Genomic DNA, 25550 nt, shown 5'->3' on the forward strand with positions numbered 1-25550 from the left:
AAGACTTCAATTTCGGCCCATCTTGCTCTAAAGCTTGGGAAACAAAAGCTTCAAACGGGGGGAAACGGAAATTCATGTCCACCAGACAGTCCAGCTTCAGCTACGAAGAAATCCTCGCTTGCGCCCACGGTGATCTGTTTGGTCCCGGCAATGCGCAGCTGCCGTTGCCGCCCATGCTGATGGTCCACCGGATCACGGAGATCTCGGAAACCGGCGGCGCCTTCGACAAGGGTTACATCCGGGCTGAATACGACGTGCGTCCGGACGACTGGTATTTCCCCTGCCATTTCGAAGGCAACCCGATCATGCCGGGCTGCCTTGGCCTTGACGGCATGTGGCAGCTGACCGGCTTCTTCCTGGGCTGGCTGGGTGAACCCGGCCGCGGCATGGCGCTTTCGACCGGCGAAGTGAAGTTCAAGGGCATGATCCGCCCGGACACCAAGCTTCTGGAATACGGCATCGACTTCAAGCGCGTCATGAGGGGTCGCCTCGTGCTGGGCACCGCCGACGGCTGGCTGAAGGCCGATGGCGAGACCATCTATCAGGCGACGGACCTCCGCGTGGGTCTGTCCAAGGAAAAGACCGCCTGAACTGCTTGAAAAGCGCAGCTGTCGAAAACAACAAAGGTTTGATGAAATGAGACGGGTAGTTGTCACTGGGCTCGGTATCGTGTCCTCGATCGGTAACGACGCAGCCGAAGTCACCGAGTCCCTGCGGCAGGCAAAGTCCGGTATTTCTTTCTCGCCGGATTTCGCCGAGCACGGCTTCAAGTGCCAAGTCTGGGGCAAGCCCAACATCGATACGACGGAACTCGTCGATCGCCGCGCCATGCGCTTCCTCTCCCAGGGTGGAGCGTGGAACCATGTGGCGATGAAGCAGGCGCTGGCCGATTCCGGACTTGAGGAAAAGGATTACAGCGAGAACGAGCGCACCGGCATCATCATGGGTTCGGGCGGTCCTTCCACCCGCACCCTGATCGAAGCGGCCGAGACGACGATCAAGAACAACAGCCCGAAGCGGATCGGTCCGTTTGCCGTGCCGAAGGCGATGTCGTCGACGGCGTCGGCAACGCTTGCGACCTGGTTCAAGATCCACGGCGTCAACTACTCGATCTCGTCGGCCTGCTCGACGTCTGCGCACTGCATCGGCAATGCCGCGGAGATGATCCAATGGGGCAAGCAGGACGTGATGTTTGCCGGCGGCCACGAGGATCTCGACTGGACCATGTCGAACCTGTTCGACGCGATGGGCGCCATGTCCTCCAAGTACAACGACCAGCCTGCAACGGCTTCGCGCGCTTATGACGCCGACCGCGACGGTTTCGTCATCGCCGGTGGTGCAGGCGTTCTCGTGCTTGAAGAACTGGAGCATGCCAAGGCGCGCGGCGCCAAGATCTACGCAGAACTCACCGGTTACGGCGCCACATCCGATGGCTATGACATGGTCGCACCATCAGGCGAAGGCGCAATCCGCTGCATGCGTCAGGCGCTTGCCAACGTGGAAGGTGAGGTCGACTACATCAACACCCACGGCACCTCGACACCGGTTGGCGATTCCAAGGAAATCGGCGCCATCCGCGAAGTGTTCAAGGACAAGATCCCGCACATCCAGTCGACAAAGTCGCTCACCGGCCACTCGCTCGGCGGTGCCGGCGTGCAGGAATCGATCTACGGTCTCCTGATGATGCAGGAACGCTTTATCGGCGAGAGCGCGCACATCCAGACGCTGGATCCGGAATTCGACGGCGTGCCGATCGTTCGCAAGCGGATCGACAATGCCAAGATCGACACTGTGCTCTCCAACTCCTTCGGCTTCGGCGGCACCAACGCTACGCTCGTCTTCCAGCGTCATAACGGATAATTTGATGTCCGGGATCATGCAGGGCAAGCGCGGCCTGATCATGGGCGTTGCCAACAACCACTCGATCGCCTGGGGAATTGCCAAGGCGGTCGCGGCACAGGGTGCGGAAGTGGCTTTCACCTATCAGGGTGAAGCGCTTGGCAAGCGGGTCAGACCGCTTGCCGCCGAACTCGGCTCAGATTTCGTGGTTCCCTGCGACGTCGAAGACATCACGTCGGTCGACGCAACGTTTGACGCGCTGCGCGAACGCTGGGGCACGATCGACTTTCTCGTTCATGCCATCGGCTTCTCCGACAAGAACGAGCTGAAGGGCCTCTACGCCGACACGACGCGCGAGAATTTCTCGCGTACGATGGTGATCTCCTGCTTTTCCTTCACGGAAATCGCCAAGCGCGCGGCAGCCCTGATGCCTGATGGCGGCTCTATGCTGACGCTGACCTATAACGGTTCACAGCGCGTCATTCCGAACTACAACGTGATGGGCGTTGCCAAGGCAGCGCTTGAAGCCTCGGTGCGGTATCTGGCCGCCGATTTTGGCCCGAACGACATCCGCGTCAACACGATCTCCGCTGGCCCCGTGCGCACGCTTGCCGGCGCCGGGATTTCCGATGCACGGGCGATCTACGCCTGGAACCAGCAGAACGCGCCGTTGCGCCGCACTGCCACGATCGAGGATATCGGCGGCTCCGCGCTCTATCTGCTGTCGGATCTCTCCCGCGGTGTGACCGGCGAAGTGCATTACGTGGACGCCGGATACAGCATCACCTCACTGCCAAGCCTCGACAGACTGCGCAAGTCCGACGCTCAGTAGGGTTTAGCGCCTGCTATCCTAACATGGGCGGGCATTCTCAAAATGCGTTCAATTCTCGGATCGCGTCCGCATTGCCGGCGTTCGCTGCCTGCTTGAGCAGTTCTTTCGAGCGCCGTGGATCGCTCGCTCTGATCAACTGCGAAAGCTTCAGCTGTGCCCAGTGATCGTGGGTGAAAGGCAGGCTCTTTTCGAAATAGCGCTGCGCAAGGGCAAGGTCCTTTGCGACACCCTCCCCGTCCATCAGCATGAAGGCCAGCATGTGGTATGCCCACAGGTTGCCTTTGCTGGCGGAGCGCTCGTACCATTCGACAGCCCGTGATGGATCAGCCCGCAGGCTCAAGCCCTTCTGATAGAACCAGCCGACCTTCAGCTCCGCATGCATGTCGCCAGCGTCGGCGGACTGGCGATACCAGCGGAGCGCTTCCGGAAGATTGAGTGGGACACCTGAGCCTATCTCATAAGCTTCACCGAGCTTGTATGCTGCCGCAGCGTTGCCGTTCTTGGCCGCGAGCCGGAAGTAATGCGCGGCAATGCGAAGGTCATCCGGCCCTTTGACCTTGTATTTGCGATAGGTTTCCGCGGTGTTGAACCATTCCCAGGTCAAGCGAACACTGGCGCGCGGCTCTTCGGCGCTCGCCGTTTCAGTGGCGATCAAGAGCAGAAGTGCTGAAACAACGCCTTTCATACAAAAACCCCGACAGCTCGAACGCAACTTCAGTGTGCATTCGAGCTGTCGGGACGGGCAATCCTAGATTTTGAGGGGTGACGTTACTTCTTCGCCCAGAGGATCTTGAAGCGGGCGTTGCGGCAGGTTTCGCCGTATTCCCGGAACGCTTCCTCGAGCACCGGCTCGTATTGCATCCCGCGGTTGGCGACCAGCATTAGCCTGCCGCCGCTTCTGAGCGCCCCTGCAGCCGTGCGGATCATCGTCTTGCCCAGTTCCGGATCGGCGGCCTGCGTCTCGTGGAAGGGCGGGTTCATGATGACGAGGTCGTATTTTTCCTTTGGCGGCTCGGTTCCCAGATCCTGCCAGAAAAAGCGGGCTTCGAGATCCGGGCAGTTATGCGCAACGTTCTGCTTTGCAAATTCCAGCGCCCGGTGATCGGCCTCGAACAGGTCGATCCGGTTCACGCGGGGCGAACGCTCGGCCAGCATGACGGACAGATAGCCCCAGCCCGCACCGAAATCGGCGGCATTGCCATCGAAATCTGTCGGGAAGCGGCTTACCAGAAGTTCGGAGCCAGGATCGATACGGTCGTGCGAGAACATGCCGGGAGCGGCCTGGAAGCGACCATCCACCGTCACAGCCGTCTTTTTCAGTGCCTGGATCGCGCCGGACGCATCTTCCGGCCGGCCGAACCAGATCGCAACGCCGTGATACTTCGGCGCGTAGTCCAGCGTGATGCCGAGCTTCAGGAGCATCGTGCGAATGGGTGCGATACCGTCTTCCTTGCCGCCGGCAACGACGATAACTCCGCCGACCTTCACCCGCGCAAGCGCTTCGGCGATGCGGTTTTCGTTTTCGCCACGATGCTTTCCACACAGGACAAGCGCACCGTCGTAATCCTCGCCCTCGGGCTCGGGAAACGCGTTGTCGCGCAGGCTGCGGAACAGTGGGCGGAACGGCTGGATGGCCGTGATCTCCGCATCAAACCCGTCAGGCAGGGCATTGCCCGCTTCCGCACCCAGAAACAGTATGCGCTCACCCTCGCCGGGCGTTTGGATCGCGTCGGTGGCGAAGGGATGGAAAAGGGTCTTCAGGGCTTCTCGGGTCATGATCTGATCTCGGGCGGTCGTGTCGTCGGTTAAAACAAAAAAGGCGCGGAAGTTATTCCTTCCGCGCCTCGATCTCTCGATAGGTCGAGGGCTTATTCGGCAGCTTCGCCGTCAGCCTTCTTGACTTCCTGGCCGGTGGCCTGGTCGACGGCCTTCATCGACAGGCGAACCTTGCCGCGCTCGTCGAAGCCCATCAGCTTGACCCAGACCTTCTGACCTTCCTTGACCACGTCCTGGGTCTTGGCAACACGGTCGGAAGCGAGCTGGCTGATATGGACCAGACCGTCGCGGGCGCCGAAGAAGTTGACGAAGGCGCCGAAGTCGGCGGTCTTCACAACGGTACCTTCGTAGATGGTGCCGACTTCCGGTTCAGCAACGATCGAATGGATCCACTTGCGGGCCGCTTCGATTTCCTTGCCGGAGGCGGAGGCAATCTTGACCGTGCCGTCGTCTTCGATGTTGATCTTGGCGCCGGTCTTTTCGACGATTTCGCGGATGACCTTGCCGCCCGAACCGATGACTTCACGGATCTTGTCGACCGGGATGTTCATCACTTCGATGCGCGGTGCGAATTCGCCGAGTTCCGAGCGACCTTCGGTGATAGCGTTGGCCATTTCGGCGAGGATGTGCTTGCGGCCACCCTGTGCCTGGCCGAGCGCGACCTTCATGATCTCTTCGGTGATGCCGGCAATCTTGATGTCCATCTGCAGCGAGGTGATGCCGTCGACAGTACCTGCAACCTTGAAGTCCATGTCGCCGAGATGATCTTCGTCACCGAGGATGTCGGAGAGAACGGCAAAGCGTTCGCCTTCGAGGATCAGGCCCATGGCGATACCGGCAACAGGCTTTGCGAGCGGGACGCCAGCGTCCATCAGAGCAAGCGATGTGCCGCAGACGGTTGCCATCGAGGACGAGCCGTTCGACTCGGTGATCTCGGAGACGACGCGCAGCGTGTACGGGAACTGTTCAGCCGTTGGCAGCATCGGACGGATAGCGCGCCATGCGAGCTTGCCATGGCCGATTTCGCGACGTCCTGGGGAACCCATGCGGCCGGTTTCACCAACCGAGTAGGGAGGGAAGTTGTAATGCAGAAGGAAGCGTTCCTTGTACATGCCGGTCAGGCTATCGACATACTGTTCGTCTTCGCCGGTGCCGAGCGTCGCAACAACGATCGCCTGGGTTTCGCCGCGGGTGAACAGGGCCGAACCGTGGGTGCGCGGCAGGATGCCGACTTCAGACACGATCTTGCGAACGGTCTCGAGATCACGGCCGTCGATGCGGCTCTTGGTGTCGAGGATGTTCCAGCGAACGATCTTCGCCTGCAGGTGCTTGAAGGTCGCGCCGATGACTTCGGCCGGGTACATCGGCTCTACGCCTTCTGGGAAGAAGTGTGCCTTGACCTTCGCCTTGACGGCGTCGACGGCAGCGTAGCGTTCAGCCTTCTGCGTGTTCTTGTAGGCGGTGCGCAGTTCGGCTTCGAAGTGCTGCAGCATTTCGGCTTCGAGCGCGGAATGATCTTCCGGCTGGAAATCGCGTGGCTCCTTGGCGGCAACTTCAGCGAGCTTGATGATCGCGTCGATAACCGGCTGGAAGCCCTTGTGGCCGAACATGACGGCGCCGAGCATGATCTCTTCGTTGAGTTCCTTGGCTTCCGACTCGACCATCAGGACGGCGTCCTGGGTGCCGGCAACGACGAGGTCGAGAACCGACTCGTCCATCTCGTCGAGATGCGGGTTCAGAACGTATTCGCCGTTGATGTAGCCGACGCGTGCGCCGCCAACCGGGCCCATGAAAGGAACGCCCGAGATCGTCAGGGCAGCGGAGGCTGCAACCATCGACAATACGTCCGGATCGTTTTCAAGGTCGTGCTGGATAACGGTAACGACAACCTGGGTCTCGTTCTTGTAGCCTTCCGGAAAGAGCGGGCGGATCGGACGGTCGATCAGGCGGGAAACCAGCGTTTCCTTTTCCGACGGGCGACCTTCGCGCTTGAAATAGCCGCCCGGGATCTTGCCGGCGGCATAAGTCTTTTCCTGGTAGTTGACGGTCAGCGGGAAGAAGTCCTGGCCAGGCTTGGCCGACTTGGCCGAAACAACGGTGGCGAGAACGACGGTTTCGCCGTAGGTGGCGAGAACCGCGCCGTCAGCCTGGCGGGCGATCTTGCCCGTTTCAAGCTTCAGCGGGCGGCCTGCCCATTCGATTTCGACGGAGTGGGTATTGAACATATGGTGTCCTTTAATGCGGGAGCACGCGCAGTGCCGTAGCCGGCGCAGTGCATAGTCGACCGCAATCGATGTGACAGATCACGGGCAAGACAACGGGAGGCTTCGGGTCGGCGACTTCGGTGGTCGACGTCTGATCAGGGTCTTTGAGTGATCCCTGGTCGAAAGCATCCGGCAATCCTGCCCCATGACAGGTCAACGGTTTGGTTTTTGCAGATCCGGCCCATCCGGGTCTGCGGGCATTCTTGCGGCGCGAGATAAAGCGCATCGCAAACATTGCATCGGACGCTTGGCCCGAATGAGAAACCGGCAGGCGCCCGATTGAGCGCCCGCCGGAAATTTTTAGCGGCGAATGCCCAGAGCAGCAATCAACTTGCTGTAACGGGATTCGTCTTTCTTCTTGACGTAGTCGAGAAGCGAACGACGTGTGGAAACCATGGTCAGAAGGCCACGACGGGAGTGGTTGTCCTTCTTGTGGCCCTTGAAGTGTTCGGTCAGATTGTTGATCCGCTCGGTGAGGATCGCAACCTGGACTTCCGGCGAACCGGTGTCGCCTTCAACGGTTGCGTATTCCTTGATGAGTTCGGCCTTGCGCTCTGCAGTGATCGACATCGTGTTATCCTTTCGAATATGAGGATTATGGGTCGCCTAAGGCCGGGATGTCGTCCAGTCTTGGCCGTGAAACGCAAAACAGGCGGAAAAGCCTGCTTTTGCTGGCGGTGCCTATAGACCATTCAAGGAGAGAATGGAAGAGGCTCAGCCAAACACCCGCTTGGGACGGAACTCTCCCTGGCCGATCTCGCCGATGGCGAGCAGCTTGCCGCGCACGGTCGCATAGGCTTCCGCTTCGTCAGCCGGTGCATCGCGGCCGCGCAGGATAATCGGATTGCCCATCTTGATGCGGTGGGCCTGATCGTCTGTGACAGGCAGATGCGGCAGGCTGGAAAGCGCTTCAGACGTGTTGATCATGAAGGCATCAAGGGCTGCCAGCCGTTCGTCGCGATCCTCGATCTGTTCCAGCGCCACAAGTTCGGAGAGCGGCACCATGCGGTCTTCGGCAAAGGGCGCAACGAAGGTGCGGCGCAGTTCCGAGATATGACCGTAGCAGCCGAGATCGCGGCCGAAGTCGCGGGCGAGCGCCCGAACATAGGTGCCTTTGCCGCATTCCACTTCGAAATGCGCCTTGTCTGCCGTTACGCCGAGCAGCGTCAGGCGGAAGATCTGGACCTCGCGCGACGGGATCTCGACAATTTCGCCGTCGCGGGCGAGGTCATAGGCCCGTTCGCCGGCAATCTTGATGGCGGAAAACTGTGGCGGGATCTGATTGATCGTGCCGGTGTAGTTGGGCAGAAGTGCGCGGATCTGTTCTTCGCTCGGACGGCTGTCGGACGATGCGGTAACGGCGCCTTCGAGGTCGTCGGTCGACCGTTCCTCGCCCCAGGTAACGGCGAATTCGTAGATCTTCCGCCCATCCATGACATAGGGCACGGTCTTCGTCGCATCGCCGAGCGCGATCGGCAGCATGCCTGACGCAAGCGGATCCAGCGTGCCGGCATGGCCGCACTTCTGGGCATTGAACAGCCACTTGATCTTGGACACGGCTTCGGTCGAGCCGAAATCGATCGGCTTGTCGAGAATAAGCCAGCCGGAAACCGGCCGGCCCTTTGGTTTGCGGGGTTTTGACATCAATACTTCTTGATTGTTATTTCTGGTCTTTGGTTTCGTCGCTGTTGAGATCACGCTGGACCTCCGGCGAGCGAAGCAGCTCGTCGATCTTCTTGTAGTTGTCGAAGCTCGTATCGTCGCGGAAGCGCACTTCCGGCATGTATTTCATCTGACGGAGCTGGCCGGCTATGCGGCCGCGGATATATTTGGCATGCCGGTTGAGCGCTGCGATCACGACGTCATGGTCAGGGACGCCGAGGGGGGTCACATAGGCCGTCGCGACCTTCAGATCGGTCGACATGCGCACTTCCGAAACGGAAATCACGGTTTTCTCGAGCAGGTCGTCGCGAACTTCGCCACGTTGCAGGACCTGGGTGATGGCGGCGCGTACCTGTTCGCCAACACGAAGCATGCGCTGCGACGGCGCCGAGGATGTGGGCTTGGTCATGTTGTTTCTTTCGTATAACGCCGCCGGGGCTCGTCCCGATGGGGCGCTTCGTCAAATGAAGGCGGTCACATGACAAAGGCCCGGCGAAAGGTCAAGGTCCAGCGGGTATTTAATCGGTCTGACTTGGAGGCCGTCGATGCCGATGACACCTGAAAACAGCGTGTCGTCACTCATGCAACCGAGACGAGGGACGTTTCGCCAAGGGGTGTGGTTCCCATGATCTTCGCGTGCAGTTCACGTTCCAAACCCATTGTGTAAAGGGCGGAAATGCGAGCCCCGAGTTCGATGAGGGCAGGCTCGATGGCGGCCAGTGGCCGGGCGCTTGCGAAGGCTTCGCCCTCTTCCGCGCAGGCCCGCAAAACCTCACCAAGCTCAATCTTGAAATCAAGCCGAGCAAGCGAGGCATCGATTTCGCCGACGGCGGATCGGCTGTGTTCGCCAAGCAGCGACATTTCGGTCTCCCTGCGATCGCCGACAACGCGGATATTGGCGAGTGCCTGTTCGAGCCGAAGATCGAGCGAGCCGCCCGTATCTTCGCAGGCGCTGAGCTTTTGCGCAGATTCTTCCAGCATTCTGAGATGAACGAGGATCTTGTCGGCGGCACCATCCAGTTCGCCCGCGTAATTGCGCAGTTCGGCGGCAACCACGTTGATCGCCTTGCCCTGATCTCCGATCCTGCCGCAGCGCAGATTGGTATTGAGGGCCATGTAGTGAATATCGGTGCGGACCAGTTGCACGACGCCGATGCTGGTGACGAGCTCGCTTACGGTCTGGCCGGTCGACCGGCTGAGTTCCGTCGCCTCGCCGGCAACGGCTTCGATCTGGCGAACCGCTTCGCACGCAACGCCGACGCCGGTGTCGAGCTGGCGCATGGCGGCGGCCCCGCCCCGGCCTTCTGCCATCGTTTCCCGGATTGCATCGATCTTCTGGAGATCTGAACGGAAACTCGCCACGCTTGCGACGATCTTTGCCGTGTCACGCTCGAAATGATCGATGGACTGCCTGAGCTGATGGGAGACAAGCCTCCGGATGACAGCGGACAGGTTGTCGCGCTGAGGATTGGTCAGCGGCGTAGCGTCCGGTGAGGCCAGAAAATCGTCGAGGAGCGTGAGCGTTGACTGACAATGCTCGATCCTCTGGCGGGTTGTGTCGCCGATCTGCATGGCAGACAGCGTCGAGGCGAGCTTGGTCTGGATGCCGCGCGCGATTGCCCGGACGCTTGCGGCCTGTTCGATCATCGATCTGCGATTGAGAGCGATCGCCTCGCCGCCGTTCGACAGTCCTGCTGCGATCTGCGGGATTGTGTCCTCGTAGGAGCTTACAATCCTCTTCCCTCTTGTGATCAGGGAACCCAGTCCCTGGCCGAGATACTGGACCTTGTCCGAGAAATCATTGACCTGACGGGTGCCGTCCTGAATCCTTTGCAGGATTTCCTCAGCAAATCCTGCAAAGTCGGCAATTCCGGCGCCGGTGATCTTTGCAGTAACTGCAAAGGTGCGCAGATAGCGCAGGGTTTCCTGCATGTCCTCGGCATGGCCCTTCAAGTGCCCCTGGGCGTCGGAAATGAGGGTGAACTGGACCTGTCGGCCTTTCTCGTTTTCGCTCAGCTGCGAAAGCCGCGCGACCGTCTGGGTGAGCTCGAACAGGGATGCGTTCGCCGTTTCTTCGTCGAGCGAGCTCTCGGCCTGATCGAGCGAGGCGACCAAGCGGTTGAGAACGTCGAGAATGGAAAGAAGCGCTCGTCCGCCTTCGGTGAAGCGTTCCTCAAGGCGCGAACGGGCAGCGTCCAGCCGCGCGGCAAACGCCGAGGCGTCTGCGGAAACACCCTTTTCTATCGATACGACCGCTCTGACTGCCATGTCCACCACCTTTTCCAGCTTCGCCGCAACGTTGAGTTCGTCGCTGGAAAACCGTTCGCCCTGTTTGTTGTGGGACACGTCTCCGCCTGAAGCAGGCACGGGTGTCCTCGAATAGCTGGACAGTGCCGGTGCAACGGTTAACTGAACAAGAACCGACCGCGGAGTTGCGTGTACGTGGTTAACCATTGCGCTCGTTCGGAACACGATGGGGCAGCATAGAGAGATCCTGACCAGCACCAAAAAACGCGATACGATGGCGCTATAAAACGGGAAATCTCTTCTCGTTTTTCCTATATCGCAGGCATCGTTCGTATTTTAAGAGCAATTTTTCAGGAAGGACCGCCCTGATGACCGAGAAAACTCCTGCCGACAATTTTCCTGCCGGCTACGAGCCGCCGAAGATCTGGACCTGGGAAAAGGGCAATGGCGGCCAGTTCGCCAGTATCAACCGCCCGATCGCCGGCCCGACACAGGACAAGGAACTGCCGGTCGGAAAGCATCCGCTGCAGCTCTATTCGCTGGGCACGCCAAACGGCGTCAAGGTGACGATCATGCTGGAAGAGCTTCTGGCAGCCGGTCACACACAGGCCGAATACGACGCCTGGATGATCAATATCGGCAAGGGCGATCAGTTCGGATCCGGCTTTGTCGACATCAATCCGAACTCAAAGATCCCCGCACTTTGCGACCATGCGCCAAAGGATGGCGGCAAGCCGCTGCGCGTGTTCGAATCGGCCTCGATCCTCGTCTATCTGGCGGAGAAGTTCGGCGCCTTCCTGCCGACCGATCTGCGCACCCGCACGGAAACGATGAACTGGCTGTTCTGGCAGATGGGCTCGGCACCGTTTCTCGGCGGTGGGTTCGGACATTTCTATGCCTATGCGCCGATCAAGATCAAATACGCGATCGATCGCTATGCGATGGAGACGAAACGCCAGCTCGACGTGCTCGACCGGCATCTTGCCGACAACCGTTATATGGCGGGCGACGAGTATACGATTGCGGACATGGCGATTTTCCCCTGGTACGGCACGCTGGCGCTTGGCCAGGTTTACGGCGATGCAGGTGATTTTCTCGAGGTAAAGAGCTATGAGAACCTACAGCGCTGGACGGCGGAGGTTTTCGCACGGCCTGGCGTCAAGCGCGGCCGCATGGTCAACCGGACATCCGGGGAGCCATCCGAGCAGCTGCATGAGCGCCACGACGCTTCGGATTTCGATACGAAGACACAAGACAAGATCGGCTGAAAGCCGGTTAGCCGCATAGGACTTGAGGATACGAACATGGCAAACCTGCCTGAAATGACCAAACACCGAGGCTTTCCGGGCGGGATGCCAAGCACGGGGGTGCAGTTCACCATCCGCCGGGCCAATCCGAAAGGCGTGACGCCGATCAAGGCTCTGCCGCGCAGGGCACGTCCCGGCACGAAAGAGCACAAGATCGACGGGGCCTTTCTGCATGCGCTATGGCATCACTTCGGCACCGAACCCTTCGAGCGCGGCAATCTCGATGCCGCGCGTCTGAGCCTATTGTTCGGGCGCGAAGTGCTGCCGGCCGACAAAACGTTCGATCCGCTTTCCTATGAGGCGATGCTTGTCATCAACGAAAAGCTGGCGCGGCAGAACTTTCCGGAATCGTTCGAGAATATCTTCGAGATCTGACAGCGATTGTTGACGTTGTAAAGGAGGCCGCTGGCGACTGACGCCGGCGGCCTTTCGCATTCAGCCGAGGCTCTTGCCGTATCGCTCGAAGCTTGCCTTCAGCACCGTCGTGCTGGCGCCTGGCTGCTGTGGCCTGCGGTAAATGCCGCCATCGACATTGGACGGTTCCTCGAAGTGATCCTTGATCCAGGGAATGTATTCGAGAATCGTCGAGGCCGGATGCCAGTAGCTGAGATGGACATGAACCTGGCTCATCTCGCCCGCATGCGGCACGACGGGAAGACGGTGGGCCAGTGCCAGGTCCGCAACCTGGATATATTCGGTGACGCCACCGAGACGCGTGACGTCAGGCTGGACGTAGGACACGGCACCGGCTGATATGAACGCCCGGAACGCATCAACGGTATAGAGCTGCTCGCCAAGCGCGATCGGGATCGTGCTGCTTCTCGCAAGGGCCGCATGTCCGGCAATATCGTCGTACCAGAGCGGCTCCTCGAACCAGTAGATATCGAGATCGCGGGCCCGCTCGCAAAACCGCTGGCAGGTGGGAAGATCCCATTTGCCATTGCCATCGATGGCGATCCGGACATCTGGGCCCAGCCGCTTGCGTACCGCTTCCAGGCGGCGCACATCGATATTGGGATCGTCATGGCCGACCTTGAGCTTGATCCGGGTGAAGCCTTCCTCCTCCACGGCGCGCGCCGACCCGGCCAGCAGGTCCTCCAGCGAAAACGACAGCCAGCCGATATCGGTATTATACGCCTCGAGACGATCGGTTCTTGCCCCGCCGAGCAGGCTCCAGAGCGGCACACCGGCCTTCTTCGCCTTGAGGTCCCAGAGCGCCACGTCGACGGCAGCGAGTGCCAGATGAGTGATCCCGGCGCGGCCGACCCATTGCAGGGACGGATAGCGTGCCAGCTTGGTCCATAGACGCTGATGTTCGTTGGCATCCTCGCCGATCAGCAGCGGCGCGTAGCAATCCCTTATACAGGACGTGATCAGCCGGTCGGAGGCGATATGGGCATGGGTGCCGGTAAAGCCGTATCCCTTCAACCCGTCGGTGGTTTCGATCACGGTGCCGACGACACCCCAATGGGTGATGCTGTGGGTGCTGTCGGAAATCGAGTCCGAGGTCAGCGGCAGATGCAGGATGAATGGCTGTACGGATTTGATCTTCATTCTTGGGCTCCTCCTCCCGGTGGTAGACATCAGTCTGTTTTGACGTGCCCCTGCCGCTCCAGATAAGGCAGGTCAGGCAGGGCGATGTTTCGCGATGCGGCAGCCCCAATGCGGGCGATTGCGCGGTCGCGTGAGATCCGCAAATGCCTCTCCAGCGCATCGCATGCGGCGCCGATACCGCCGGAAGCGAGCGGCGAAAGCACGTCGAGATGCTCCAGCAGGAATGGCTCGCCGTCATAGCCGGTGGCTTTCGGCTGATAGAGAAAATGGTGGGCGACGAGGATCGCCTGCGGCAGGCTGATTGCCTGCATCAGCGCGCGGTTGTCGCAATATCCAAGAAGCTCCGAATGCAGCTGATGTTCGACGCGGTCGAGCATGTCGCCGGTGACCGTCTCGGCGGCGGCGATCGCCTGCTCGACGAACTCGATGCATCCCGCCACGTAGCCATCGGGCAAGTGCGGGAAGGCCTGCTCGAGAGCCAGCGGTTCCAGCACCCAGCGCAGTTCGTAAAGCTGGCCGATATGGACAGGCGTCAGGCCCGGTGCCAGCCAACGGCCGGCATCGTCCTTCAGCACCACGCCGCGTTGCTGCAGCCTTGCCATCACGTCCCGTGCTACGGTTCGGCTGACACCGTGAGCTGCGGCAAGCGCTGCTTCGTTGATACGCCAGCTGGCAAGCGAGGTGCGCGAGACGATCTCGATCTCGATCTGACGGTAGATCAGCTCCCAGCTCGACAGGAAATGCATCTTCTCGTGGGAGCAGGCAGGATGGCTCGAGGGCGCGACGGGCGCGGCGCCGCTTTGCGAGAATAAGATCTGGTATCCCCTGCCCGGAACGCGCTGCATCAAACCGCGCAGTTCCAGCTCGCCGAGGGCATGGCGCGCGGGTGCCCGGCTGATGCCGAAGCGTTCGGCAAGGCTGGTTTCGGTGAGATACGTGCCTTTAGACAGCGCACCGGAGGCGATCTCGGATGCCAGTATCTCGCACACACGTTGATGAAGCCTCGGGGACGGGCCAGCCATTCGGCTCTCCAGGAAAACAAACGCGATCGATCGAAATCGCAGTGCATGGATTGCATCTTCCAAATCGTATGTCTAGTGTAGACAAAAGACATTGTGGAGGATGTCCTGGAATGCCGACTGGGAATAACAAAGCCACCGTTTCGCTCCGGGAGCTCGATCGCTTCTGCCGCGACGTCCTTCTGGCTTGCGGCGCAGACGCTGCGACATCAGATGCGGCGACGCGGGCGATGATGCATGGCACCCGCCATGGCGTAGACAGTCACGGGGTGCGTCTTCTCGACCATTACGTGACTGCGCTTGAAGGCGGGCGCCTCAACAAGGTGCCGAAGCTAAAGCCCGTCGGAGGTTTCGGGGCGGTGGAGACGCTGGACGCGGATCATGCGCATGGCGCACTCGCGACCTATACGGCGATGGACCGAGCGATCGAGCTCGCGCGTCAGTTCGGCATCGGCGCTGTGGCGATCCGCAACAGTTCGCATTTCGGCCCGGCCGGCGCCTATGCGCTGGAGGCGGCCCGCCAGGGCGTGATCGGCTTCACCTTTTGCAATTCCGACAGTTTCGTGCGCCTGCATGACGGTGCATCGCGCTTCCACGGCACCAACCCGATTGCCGTCGGCGTGCCGGTGGAAGGGCAAGATCCGTGGTTGCTGGACATGGCAACCAGCGCCATTCCCTATAACCGCGTGCTGCTCTACCGCAGCATGGGCACGACCCTGCCGCAGTCGGTCGCGTCAGATGTTTCGGGCATCGACACGCTCGATGCGGACAAGGCCGACATGCTGGCGCCGCTCGGCGGCGAATTCGGCTTCAAGGGCGCGGGTCTTGCCGGGCTTGCGGAAATCCTCAGCGCTGTCGTGACCGGCATGAGCCTGAGTTTCGACCTCGCCCCGATGGGCGGTCCCGATTTTTCGACGCCTCGTGGTCTCGGAGCCTTTGTCTTTGCGATCCTGCCGGAGGCGTTCGGCGATCGGGAGACGTTCGATGCGGGCATGACACGCTATCTGGATGTGCTGCGCAGTTCGCCGGCCCGCGCCGACTGCCGAGTCATGGCGCCGGGCGACCGGGAATGGGTGGTTGCGGCGGATCGACAAGCATCCGGCGTCACGCTCGATCCGGCGACACACGCCGCTTTCGGAGTTCTTGCGGGTCGCTACGGGGCGCAACTGCCGGTTTTGGAGATGCCGGCACAGTCACAGGTTGATGGCACTTGACTTCCCAAAATTGGTAAGACAATCTGACCGCATTGCGCGTCGGGAGGATGCGTGGAGGACACCATGTTCGTCGCCCTTGAGCCGCGCCGCCTTTACAGGCAGGCCGCGGAACAGCTTCGTACGCTGATCGAAGCCGGAGAAGTCCGGCCCGGTGAGCGTCTGCCGGCCGAGCGTGAGCTTGCCGAGCGCCTTGGCGTGTCCCGCCCCACCATTCGCGAAGCCCTGATCGTGCTCGAAGTCGAGGGTCTGATCCAGATCCGCATGGGATCCGGCGTCTATGTCAGCGCCAGATCAAACCGGCAGCCGGAAATCCTTGCCGCCGATGACAGCGATGGTCCTTTTGAAATCCTGCAGGCGCGCTGCCTGATCGAGAGCGCTATTGCCGAAGAGGCAGCCCGCAAGGCCGACAGCGAGAGCATCGCCAAGCTCAATTCGATCCTTGCGGAGATGGAGGGTTCGCTCGACGATTCGCACCAGGCGCTGGCGCTGGACCGGGCGTTTCATACGGCGATTGCGGACATGATCGGCAATTCGGCGCTCAACCGCTTTACCGGCCTGATCTACGACAAGCGGCTGTCGCCGTATTTCACCAAGCTGGCCAGCTATTTCGAAGGCCCGCACACCTGGAAGGCAGCACTCGAAGAACACAAGATCATTCGCGACGCGCTTGCGGCGGGCAACCCCGCCGATGCGCGCGAGGCCATGCGGCAGCATTTGACGCTGTCGCAGAAGAGATTCTCGGAAAGCTTCGGAGAGGAGCCGACGAGGAACGACTGATCCGACCGCGAGGAGGCGGCGGATCGAGACGATAGTTTGAGATTTCAATTCGGGAGGAGAAAGTTATGTTGAAGTTTACCACTATTTTAGGTGCCGCCGCCGTCGTCATGGCGTCGGCAATCGGCGCACAGGCGCAGACAGCGCTCAAGTGGGCGCATGTCTATGAGACCTCGGAGCCGTTCCATACGGAATCCGTATGGGCTGCGGGCGAAATCGCCAAGCGCACCGAAGGTCGCTACAAGATCGACGTCTTCCCCGCGTCGCAGCTCGGCAAGGAAGCCGACATCAACCAGGGTCTGAAGCTCGGAACGGTCGACATGATCATTTCCGGCTCCAGCTTCGCGGCCCGCGATTACAAGCCGATCGGCGTTACCTACTTCCCTTACATCTTCCGCGATCCGGCGCACCTGATCGCCTATGTGAAGAGCGACGTCTTCAAGCGTCTCTCCAAGGGCTATGAAGACAAGACCGGCAACGTGATCACAGCCGTCAGCTACTATGGCACGCGCCATACGACATCCAACAAGCCGATTGAAAAATGCGCCGATCTGAAGGGCGTCAAGATGCGCGTTCCGGACGTTCCGGCATACCTTGCCATGCCACGTGCCTGCGGCGCCAACACCACGCCGATCGCCTTTGCGGAAGTCTATCTCGCTCTGCAGAACGGCACGGTCGACGCCCAGGAAAATCCGCTGACCACGATCGAGGCGAAGAAGTTCTTCGAGGTCCAGAAGAATATCGTTCTGTCCGGTCACATCGTCGACCATCTCAACACGGTCATTTCCAAGAGCCGCTGGGCAAGCCTGTCGGACGCAGACAAGAAGATCTTCACGGAAGTGACGCAGGAAGCTGCCACCCGCACCACCAAGATCATCGAGGAACGCGAAAAGGCGCTCGTCGAGGACTTCAAGAAGCGCGGCCTCAACGTCGTGACCGTCGACAAGGCGGACTTCGAAAAGACCGTGCTGGAAAAGGTCACTTTCGAAGAGTTCGGCTACGCGAAATCCGATTGGGAAGCCATCCGCGCCATCAAGTAACGCGGATCACGCCAACGTTCGCGCGGCTCGCAAGAGCCGCGCCTTCCCTTCGTGAAACTGGATCGGATCCATGTCGACATCCCCGGAAATCCACACTCAGGTGACCCCTGAGGAGCTTGCCCATACATTCGACGAAGCGCCCGTCGATGTGGACCTTAAAATCTATGCCTTCGAGGACTGGGTCACGCTTGCCCTGTTCTGGGTGATGACGGGCTGCGTCTTCCTGCAGTTCTTTACCCGTTACGTCCTCAACGACAGCTATGCCTGGACAGAGGAAATCGCCGTCAATTGCCTGATCGGCGTGGTTTTCCTCGGTGCCGTCATGTGCGTGCGCATGTCGCGCCACATTCAGGTGGACGTTCTCTACCACTACCTGCCACCGCATGTGACGCGCATCATGGCGACGTTGGTCGACATTATCCGGGTCGGTTTCTTTGGCTACGGATCATGGCTGATGTGGCGGTACATGGAAATCGTCGAGGGCGAGGAGATGGTCACCGTAAACCTGCCCCGCAACATCGTCTTCTACAGCGTGCTGGTTGCCTTCGTGCTGATGCTGCTGCGCTCCATCCAGGTTTTCGTCGCCAACATGCGCCGCGGTTATTCGGTGCTGGAGCGCTCTGAAGAATTCCAGAACGCCGAGGATTGATTTCATGCTGCTTCTTATCGGTTCGTTTCTTCTCCTGATGGTGCTGGGCCTGCCGGTCGCCATCTCCATGGCAACCTCGTCCGTCCTCTACATCGTCTTCTACAATGTCGCGCCTGACATCATCGTCGCGCAGCGGCTGATTGCCGGTGTCGAGAGCTTCCCGCTTCTGGCCGTTCCCTTCTTCATTCTGGCCGGCAACCTGATGAACAGCGCCGGCGTGACCGGTCGTATCTATTCGTTCGCGGTGGCACTGGTCGGTTGGATGAAGGGTGGCCTGGCGCAGGTGAACATCATCGGCTCGGTCATCTTTTCCGGCATGTCCGGAACGGCGCTTGCCGATGCTGCCGGTATCGGCACGATCGAGATCAAGGCGATGAAGGACCACGGCTATCCGATCGAGGCCGCCGTCGGCGTCACCGCGGCATCGGCAACGCTTGGTCCGATCTTTCCGCCATCGCTGCCCTTCGTCATCTACGGGATGATGGCCAACGTTTCGATCGGCGCGCTGTTCATGGCCGGCATCGTGCCGGGCGTCGTCATGACGGTGCTGATGATGCTGACCGTTGCCATCTTCGCCTATGTGAAACGCTGGGGTTCCGATACGCCGTTCAGCTGGAGGAATATCCTCAGCGCATCGACGGAGGTCCTTGTTGTGGCCATGGTGCCGCTTGGTATCTATCTGCTGACGCTGACCGGGCTATCGCTCAACCTGTCGATCCTGATCGCGCTCGTCGTGCTTCTCGCCTGCGACTGGTATTTCGACTTCTCCGCCGTCATGGCGTTGATGACCCCGGTCATCCTGATCGGCGGCATGACGATGGGTTGGTTCACGCCGACGGAGGCAGCCGTTGCCGCCGTGCTGTGGTCGCTGTTCCTCGGCCTCGTGCGCTATCGCACCATGACCTTCAAATCGCTTGCCAAGGCAACCTTCGACACGATCGAAACGACGGCCTCCGTGCTGTTCATCGTGGCCGCGGCCTCCGTCTTTGCATGGCTTTTGACGGTCAGCCAGACGGCGCAGCTTCTGTCTACGGCGATCACCAGCCTGACCGACAGCAAGTGGGTGTTCCTGATCCTCGTCAACCTGTTGATGCTGTTCGTCGGCTGCTTCCTCGATACGATCGCCGCCATCACCATCCTGGTGCCGATCCTGCTGCCGATCGTGCTTCAGTTCGACATCGATCCGGTGCATTTCGGTCTGATCATGACGCTGAACCTGATGATCGGGCTGCTGCATCCGCCGCTTGGCATGGTGCTGTTCGTGTTGTCCCGCGTCGCGAAGCTGTCGGTCGAGCGGACCACGATGGCCATCCTGCCCTGGCTGGTGCCGCTGCTGCTCGCTCTGGTGCTGATCACCTTCGTGCCGGCAATCACGCTGTGGCTGCCGACTGAAATGGGCCTGATCCGCTGATACCGACAAACATTCCGCGTCGGGCAACCGGCGCGGAATGACCGATCGAAACGCATGAAACGAGGCTATCCCCATGCTTACCCGCGTCGTCCGCCTGCATGGCAAACGCGATCTCAAGGTCGAGAGCGAGGGTTATAAAGCTCCTCGCCCCGGTGAAGTGCTCCTGCGCATGGCGATGGGCGGCATCTGTGGCTCTGACCTGCATTATTACCAGGACGGCGGCTTCGGCCCGATCCGCGTGCGCGAACCGATCATTTCCGGACACGAAGCATCCGGCTTCGTCGAAGCGATCGGAGACGGCGTTTCCGGTCTCAGCGTCGGCACCCTGGTCGCCGTCAATCCGTCCCAACCCTGCGGCCATTGCCATTATTGCGGCATTGGGCAGCCGATCCACTGCCTCGAAATGCGGTTCATGGGCAGCGCCATGCGCCTGCCGCACGAACAGGGCATGTTCCGCGATCATCTCGTGGTGCCGGCAATCCAGTGCCATCCCGTGTCGGCCGATGTTTCGCCTGAGGAAGCCGCCTGCGCGGAACCGCTCGCAGTCTGCCTTCATGCAGTCTCCCAGGCCGGCGATCTCAAAAACAAGCGCGTGCTGGTGACCGGCGCTGGACCGATCGGCCTTCTGACCGTCGCTGCGGCCCGGTATGCAGGTGCTGCCGAGATCATCGTCACCGATCTCGCCGACGCAGCCCTTGCCCGGGCTCCCGCCATGGGAGCGACCGAAACGGTTAACGTGGCCGAAAACGCGGAAGCGCTTTCGCCCTATCTCGAAGGCAAAGGCACGGTCGATGTGGCCTTCGACTGCTCTGCCGCCGGCCCAGCGCTTCGCACCGCCTTTGCAGCCCTGAAGCCGCGAGGAACTCTTGTTCAGGTGGGCGTGACGGGAGATGTCACGATCCCGCTCAACATGCTGGTCGGCAAGGAAATCAACTGGCGCGGTTCGCAGCGCTTCGATCGCGAGTTTGCAGAAGCGGTGGATCTGATTTCTCGGCGCGCCATCGATGTGCGGCCAGTCCTTTCGCATACCTATCCACTCGAGGACGCGGTGAGCGCCTTTGAACAGGCTTCGGACCGTTCCGTCGCCTGCAAGGTGCAGATCGCACTTTTCGACCATGAAACGGGAAGAACAGAATGAAGCATACCTGGCGGTGGTTCGGACCGATCGACAAGGTTTCGGTAAGGGATGCGGCGCAGGCCGGCGCGGAGGGCATTGTCAGCGCCCTGCATCACATCCCGACAGGGGCCGTATGGCCGGCCGACGAGATCGAGAAGCGACACGCGGAAATCAAGGCCGGCGGCCTTTACTGGGATGTGGTCGAAAGCGTGCCTGTCTCGGAAGAGATAAAGACCCAGACCGGCGACTGGCGCACCCATGTCGCCAACTGGCAGGAAAGCCTGCGCCGCCTTTCGCAAAGCGGCATTCGCACAGTCTGCTATAATTTCATGCCGGTCCTCGACTGGACCAGGACCGACCTGCGCTGGGAAACCCGGCACGGCGCGAAGGCAATGCGCTTCGACCTTACCGATTTCGTCGCCTTCGACATTCACATCCTCAAGCGACCGGATGCAGCTTCCGATTATCCCGACGTCCTGCAAGACAAGGCAGCGAAGCGCTTCTCCGAGCTCGCGGACGACAGGATCGCAGCACTCGGCCGCAACATCGGTGCGGGGTTGCCTGGCTCTGCCGATGGTTATTCGCTCGACCAGCTTCTGGAGAAGCTGAGGACCTACCACGGGATCGACCGCCCAAAACTCCAGTCGAACCTCGTCGATTTTCTGTCCGAAGTCGTGCCTGTCGCCGAACAGGTGGGGATCAACATCTGCGCTCATCCGGACGATCCGCCGTGGCCGCTGCTTGGCCTGCCGCGGATTCTTTCGACCGAAGACGATTACGCCCATATGCTCAAAGCGGTCGACAGCCGCGCCAATGGCGTGACGCTGTGCTCCGGCTCGCTCGGCGCGCGTGCGGATAACGATCTCCCCCGGATTGCCGAGCGTTTTGCCGACCGCATCCATTTCGTCCATCTGCGCAATGTGACGCGCGATGAGGACTCCTTGCCCTGCTCTTTCTTCGAAGACGAGCATCTCGAAGGCGGTACCGACATGGTGGCGGTCATCGCCGCCCTGTTGAAGGAAGAAAAGCGGCGTCATCGCGAAGGACGTGAGGATCACAGGATTGCCATGCGGCCGGACCATGGTCAGGAGATCCTCGACGACCTCACCCGTGGCGCCCAGCCGGGCTATCCGGCGATCGGCCGGCTCAAGGGTCTGGCGGAACTACGCGGCATCGAGCGCGCGCTCAGCCATCCGGAATTTGGAGCAAAAGAATGACCCTGCAGAGACTTTCATCCGCGACGACCTTGCCGGATACCGTGACCGGTCCGACCTTCGACCGGGCGAAACTTCGCCCCGGGATCGTGCATTTCGGGCTCGGTGCTTTTCACCGGGCGCATCAGGCCGTCTATACCCAGAAGGCGCTCGAGGCGGAGTTTGGCCCCTGGGGCATCGTTGCGGTCAACCTGCGCTCGCCGGAGCCGGTCCGGGCGATGGCCGAACAGGACGGGCTCTACTCGATCACCGTGCGCGACACCGAGGGCGATCGGTCCGAGGTGATCGGCTCGACCGTCGACTGGATCTGCGCTGCGGACCAGCGCGACCAGGTTCTGGCCTATCTCGTCAGCCCCGACATCCGGATCGTCACACTCACCGTCTCCGAAAAGGCCTACGGGCTGCATCCGACGACAGGCGGCCTTGATCCCGATCATCCCTCCGTTGCCGCCGATCTTCAAAACCCGCAGGCGCCGGTCGGCCCGATCGGTTTCATCGTCGAAGGGCTGGCGCTTCGACGCAACCTGGATGTTGCGCCTTTCACCGTGCTCTGCTGCGACAATCTTCCGTCCAATGGCAAGATCCTGCGGCGGCTGGTGCTCGACATGGCAAACCGGCGCGACCCGGCTCTTGCCGAATGGATTGCCGAGAACGGTGCCTTTCCCTCCAGCATGGTGGACAGGATCGTGCCCGCCGCCACGGAAGAAACCCGGCAGCGCGCATCCCGACTGCTCGGCGTCGAAGACGCACTGGCGCTCGATACGGAGCCGTTTCTGCAATGGGTGATCGAAGACGAGTTCGTCTCCGGCCGACCGCAATGGGAAGCCGCCGGCGCCCTCTTTGCCGTCGATGTCGAGCCCTATGAAAAAATGAAGCTGCGGCTTCTCAACGGTTCGCATACGCTGCTTGCGCATCTGGGCCTGCTGGACGGGCTGGAATGCACCCGTGACGTGATGACGGTCGAACGGCATGTTGCGGATGTCGAGCGACATCTCAACACCGTGGTCAAGACGCTCGACCCGGTGCCGGGAATCGACCTTTCGGCCTATATCCAGCAGCTTCTGCAACGCTTTGCCAATCCGACAATCGCGCATCGCTGCGCGCAGATCGCGATGGATACGAGCCAGAAGATCCCGCAGCGTATTTTCGGACCCGCAGTCGAGGTTCTCGGCCAAGGCGAGGATGGGGCGGCCTATGCGCACGTCGTCGGCGTCTGGCTTGCGGCCGTTTGCCGGCTACAGGACTGCAACGATCCGCGCCGCGACGAGCTTCTCTCCGCCGCTGCCAAGAGTTCGGACGAGCAGCCCTCGGCCCCGTTTTTCAAGATCCCGGGCCTGTTTCCGCAGGCTCTGATCGATTCCCAGGCATGGCGCGCGCTAGTGGATGCGGAAATGAAACAGTGGCGCTAGGGCGTACCTCCGTCCGCTAGAACGACAAGAAGCCCGCACTCGGCGGGCTTTTTGCACTTCCGAACGACCGTAATGGAATACGCCGCTATGGCTAGAAGCCGAGCGCCATGCCATCCTTGCGGCTGTCCGACCCACCCTCGAGCAGGCCGTCGCGGATGCGGATGGCCTGACTGCCTCCGATCGGGCTGGTGACGATCTTCAGCACATGGCCTCTCGCTTCAAGATCTGCCCGCACCGCCGGGCTGACGGTGGGCTCGAGTTCCAGCACGCCGCCGAAGCCGAAACTGCGCGGCACGTCCATGGCCGCCTGCAAATCGAGACCTCTGTCGATCACGCCCGACAGGAAGGCCGCATGACCCGCTGCCTGGTAATGGCCGCCCATCACGCCAAACGGCATCACCGTTTTGCCATCCTGCGTCACCATGCCGGGAATGATCGTGTGCATCGGGCGCTTCGACGGGCCGATCGCATTCGGATGCCCCTCGATCAGCCGGAAAGACGCGCCACGGCTGTGGAACAGCACGCCGGTCTTCGGGTCGAGACGCGTCGAGCCGAAGGGATGGAAGATCGAGTTGATAAAGGAAATCGCGTTGCCCTGGGTATCGAAGACGCAGAGATAGATCGTGTCCTTGTGTTCTGGCTCGTCCCACAGAACCGGCGGCAATGCCTTCTTCATGTCGATACGGCTGCGGAGCGTCGCAGCGACTTCATCGGACAACAGCTGTTCGGCAACGCCCGCGCAATGCTCGGGGTCTGCAATCAGGGCGTCGCGGTGATGATAGGCGATCTTTGTCGCCTCCGCGTGGACATGGATCCGATCCGCCTCGTCCATGGCGGCGAGATCGAAGCCTTCGACGATCTTCAGGATCAGCAGCGCCGCCAGCCCCTGTCCATTCGGCGGGCACTCGTGGACGTCGAAACCCTTGTAGCTGGCGCTGACCGGATCCATCCAGTTCGCGCCATCCGTGCCGGCCTCGAAATCCTCGAGCGTGTGCAGACCACCGAGCGAGCGCAGATGGGCAACCATCTTTTCCGCCGTTTCCCCTTCGTAGAAGGCGGCAGCCCCGCCTGCAGCAATCTCCTCGAGGCGGTCCGCCAGAAGCGACTGGCGGATGACGGCGCCTGCAACGGGCGCCTTGCCTTCAGGCAGAAACACCGCAGCGGCGTGGCTGTCGCCGGCGATGACTTTTTCATTGCCCTTCCAGTCCATCGCGACACGAGGCGTGACGGGAAAGCCGGAACGCGCATAGCCGATCGCGCGCATGAACAATCGCTCGAGCGGCAGAGTTCCATGGTCTTTGTGAAGACGGCACCAGGCGGAAATGGCACCCGGAACGGTGACCGAATGCGGGCTTGTCTGGGGAATCTCGCCGCTTAAGCCGAGCTCTGTAAGGGCTGCAATGGAGGCGGCGGCAGGCGCGCGGCCCGAACCGTTGAGCGCCTTGACCGCGCCGCCCGCAGGTGCGTAGAGCGCAAAGCAATCGCCACCGATACCGGTCATCAGGGGATCGACGACGCATTGGACGGAGACAGCCGCAATCGCTGCGTCGACAGCATTGCCGCCATCCTGCAGGACTTCCAGACCGGCTGCCGTGGCAAGCGGATGCGACGTGGCAATCATCGCGCCGGTCGACATGGTCGACGTGCGCCTTGCGGAAAAGAAATCGAAATCGGACATGTCATTCCTTTGTTTCACTGACAGCCTGTCATGGCCTCAGCGCCTACGGGTCCAAACGTCACCATATTCGGAGGGGATGTCGGTCAGCGGCAAACCTTTCGGCAGCCCGCCGCCTTTGGACGGTAACCTCCATCAGGCAATCGGCTTGCACGATAGTGCAGCGAACGGCAAACCTGCAACCTCAAGGAAGGAAAGGCGGTCTCGCAATTTCATTTGAGCGCTAAAACCTGCGCCCGTGCAGCTATGTCTTAAGCCCTGGCAGAGGCTAGCAACACGAGCGTCGCTCGAAGAGTTTTCAGCATTGTCTGAGGAGAAGCCCAGCAAAACCGATCCCATCCGGCGTCACCCGTCTTTGGCAGACACGGCGTATCGGCCGTCGATGCGCTTCGGTTAGGCTACAAACGCAAAAAACCCGCAGCTTTCGCTACGGGTGTTTTTCGATAATGATGATTTGGTTGCGGGGGCAGGATTTGAACCTGCGGCCTTCAGGTTATGAGCCTGACGAGCTACCGGGCTGCTCCACCCCGCGCCAAGCGAATTTGGC

Annotated in this window: 23 protein-coding genes and 1 tRNA gene; 13 read left to right on the top strand and 11 right to left on the bottom strand. The window is 60.8% G+C overall.

Features of this window, described 5'->3' with window-relative positions; translation table 11 throughout:
- The first annotated feature begins 74 nt into the window (after nt 1-74).
- Genes fabA through fabI form a run of 3 tightly spaced genes read left to right on the top strand, consistent with a single transcriptional unit; the run spans nt 75 to nt 2671 of the window.
- Nucleotides 75-590, top strand: coding sequence for a 3-hydroxyacyl-[acyl-carrier-protein] dehydratase FabA (fabA, locus tag BLW69_RS18630; RefSeq protein ID WP_062578496.1), 516 nt, complete (start codon nt 75-77; stop codon nt 588-590).
- A gap of 46 nt (nt 591-636) precedes the next feature.
- Nucleotides 637-1860, top strand: a complete 1224-nt coding sequence (fabB, locus tag BLW69_RS18635; RefSeq protein WP_062454249.1) for a beta-ketoacyl-ACP synthase I — start codon at nt 637-639, stop codon at nt 1858-1860.
- Between the two features lie 4 nt (nt 1861-1864).
- Nucleotides 1865-2671, top strand: coding sequence for an enoyl-ACP reductase FabI (gene fabI, locus BLW69_RS18640; protein ID WP_092664054.1), 807 nt, complete (start codon nt 1865-1867; stop codon nt 2669-2671).
- 37 nt (nt 2672-2708) lie between these two features.
- On the opposite strand, the gene BLW69_RS18645 is transcribed toward fabI, so the two are convergent.
- The 7 genes from BLW69_RS18645 to BLW69_RS18675 form a co-directional block, all read right to left on the bottom strand.
- Nucleotides 2709-3356, bottom strand: coding sequence for a tetratricopeptide repeat protein (locus tag BLW69_RS18645; protein ID WP_092664056.1), 648 nt, complete (start codon nt 3354-3356; stop codon nt 2709-2711).
- A gap of 83 nt (nt 3357-3439) precedes the next feature.
- Complete coding sequence (locus tag BLW69_RS18650) at nt 3440-4447, bottom strand: class I SAM-dependent methyltransferase (protein WP_092664058.1); 1008 nt, start codon at nt 4445-4447, stop codon at nt 3440-3442.
- A gap of 92 nt (nt 4448-4539) precedes the next feature.
- Entirely contained in the window at nt 4540-6672 is a 2133-nt protein-coding gene (gene pnp / locus BLW69_RS18655) for a polyribonucleotide nucleotidyltransferase (protein WP_092664060.1), read from the bottom strand.
- A 339-nt stretch (nt 6673-7011) separates the two neighbouring features.
- Nucleotides 7012-7281 carry a 30S ribosomal protein S15 gene (rpsO, locus tag BLW69_RS18660; protein WP_062454254.1) on the bottom strand — a complete coding sequence of 90 codons (270 nt, stop codon included), beginning with the start codon at nt 7279-7281 and terminating at the stop codon, nt 7012-7014.
- A gap of 144 nt (nt 7282-7425) precedes the next feature.
- Nucleotides 7426-8355 carry a tRNA pseudouridine(55) synthase TruB gene (truB, locus tag BLW69_RS18665; RefSeq protein WP_092664062.1) on the bottom strand — a complete coding sequence of 310 codons (930 nt, stop codon included), beginning with the start codon at nt 8353-8355 and terminating at the stop codon, nt 7426-7428.
- Nucleotides 8356-8371: 16 nt separating this feature from the next.
- Entirely contained in the window at nt 8372-8782 is a 411-nt protein-coding gene (rbfA, locus tag BLW69_RS18670) for a 30S ribosome-binding factor RbfA (RefSeq protein WP_092664064.1), read from the bottom strand.
- Nucleotides 8783-8952: 170 nt separating this feature from the next.
- Nucleotides 8953-10719 (bottom strand): hypothetical protein, encoded by a 1767-nt coding sequence (locus BLW69_RS18675; RefSeq protein ID WP_092664066.1) that lies wholly within the window; start codon nt 10717-10719, stop codon nt 8953-8955.
- Between the two features lie 269 nt (nt 10720-10988).
- Here BLW69_RS18675 and yghU point away from each other — a divergent pair, with 269 nt between their 5' ends.
- Together yghU and BLW69_RS18685 are read left to right on the top strand one after the other, a co-directional pair.
- Entirely contained in the window at nt 10989-11888 is a 900-nt protein-coding gene (yghU, locus tag BLW69_RS18680; RefSeq protein WP_092664068.1) for a glutathione-dependent disulfide-bond oxidoreductase, read from the top strand.
- A gap of 36 nt (nt 11889-11924) precedes the next feature.
- Nucleotides 11925-12302: a hypothetical protein gene (locus BLW69_RS18685; protein WP_062454259.1), complete on the top strand. Its 378-nt coding sequence runs from the start codon at nt 11925-11927 to the stop codon at nt 12300-12302.
- 60 nt (nt 12303-12362) lie between these two features.
- On the opposite strand, the gene BLW69_RS18690 is transcribed toward BLW69_RS18685, so the two are convergent.
- Nucleotides 12363-13481, bottom strand: a complete 1119-nt coding sequence (locus BLW69_RS18690; RefSeq protein ID WP_092664070.1) for a mandelate racemase/muconate lactonizing enzyme family protein — start codon at nt 13479-13481, stop codon at nt 12363-12365.
- Between the two features lie 29 nt (nt 13482-13510).
- A complete protein-coding gene (locus BLW69_RS18695; protein ID WP_092664072.1) occupies nt 13511-14503 on the bottom strand; it encodes a GntR family transcriptional regulator in 993 nt (330 codons plus the stop codon).
- Nucleotides 14504-14613: 110 nt separating this feature from the next.
- Here BLW69_RS18695 and BLW69_RS18700 point away from each other — a divergent pair, with 110 nt between their 5' ends.
- From BLW69_RS18700 to BLW69_RS18735, 8 genes are all read left to right on the top strand, one after another.
- Nucleotides 14614-15714 carry an Ldh family oxidoreductase gene (locus tag BLW69_RS18700; RefSeq protein ID WP_092664074.1) on the top strand — a complete coding sequence of 367 codons (1101 nt, stop codon included), beginning with the start codon at nt 14614-14616 and terminating at the stop codon, nt 15712-15714.
- A gap of 63 nt (nt 15715-15777) precedes the next feature.
- Complete coding sequence (locus BLW69_RS18705; RefSeq protein ID WP_092664076.1) at nt 15778-16491, top strand: FadR/GntR family transcriptional regulator; 714 nt, start codon at nt 15778-15780, stop codon at nt 16489-16491.
- Nucleotides 16492-16556: 65 nt separating this feature from the next.
- A complete protein-coding gene (locus BLW69_RS18710) occupies nt 16557-17528 on the top strand; it encodes a sialic acid TRAP transporter substrate-binding protein SiaP (RefSeq protein ID WP_092664078.1) in 972 nt (323 codons plus the stop codon).
- Between the two features lie 70 nt (nt 17529-17598).
- Nucleotides 17599-18177 carry a TRAP transporter small permease gene (locus tag BLW69_RS18715; protein WP_092664080.1) on the top strand — a complete coding sequence of 193 codons (579 nt, stop codon included), beginning with the start codon at nt 17599-17601 and terminating at the stop codon, nt 18175-18177.
- 4 nt (nt 18178-18181) lie between these two features.
- Complete coding sequence (locus BLW69_RS18720) at nt 18182-19588, top strand: TRAP transporter large permease (protein ID WP_062454266.1); 1407 nt, start codon at nt 18182-18184, stop codon at nt 19586-19588.
- Nucleotides 19589-19661: 73 nt separating this feature from the next.
- Nucleotides 19662-20726, top strand: coding sequence for an L-idonate 5-dehydrogenase (locus BLW69_RS18725; RefSeq protein WP_092664082.1), 1065 nt, complete (start codon nt 19662-19664; stop codon nt 20724-20726).
- Nucleotides 20723-21922, top strand: a complete 1200-nt coding sequence (gene uxuA, locus BLW69_RS18730; protein ID WP_092664084.1) for a mannonate dehydratase — start codon at nt 20723-20725, stop codon at nt 21920-21922. Before BLW69_RS18725 ends, uxuA begins: the two co-directional genes overlap by 4 nt.
- A complete protein-coding gene (locus BLW69_RS18735; protein WP_092664086.1) occupies nt 21919-23328 on the top strand; it encodes a mannitol dehydrogenase family protein in 1410 nt (469 codons plus the stop codon). Before uxuA ends, BLW69_RS18735 begins: the two co-directional genes overlap by 4 nt.
- A gap of 91 nt (nt 23329-23419) precedes the next feature.
- Here the strand turns inward: BLW69_RS18735 and BLW69_RS18740 are convergent, their stop codons facing one another.
- Both BLW69_RS18740 and BLW69_RS18745 read right to left on the bottom strand, forming a co-directional pair.
- Nucleotides 23420-25006, bottom strand: coding sequence for a gamma-glutamyltransferase family protein (locus BLW69_RS18740; protein WP_244508881.1), 1587 nt, complete (start codon nt 25004-25006; stop codon nt 23420-23422).
- Between the two features lie 452 nt (nt 25007-25458).
- Nucleotides 25459-25535, bottom strand: a tRNA-Met gene (locus BLW69_RS18745).
- Nucleotides 25536-25550 lie beyond the last annotated feature (15 nt).

The sequence above is a fragment of the Rhizobium sp. NFR12 genome, assembly GCF_900108545.1.
In the GTDB taxonomy this organism is placed as follows: domain Bacteria; phylum Pseudomonadota; class Alphaproteobacteria; order Rhizobiales; family Rhizobiaceae; genus Neorhizobium; species Neorhizobium soli.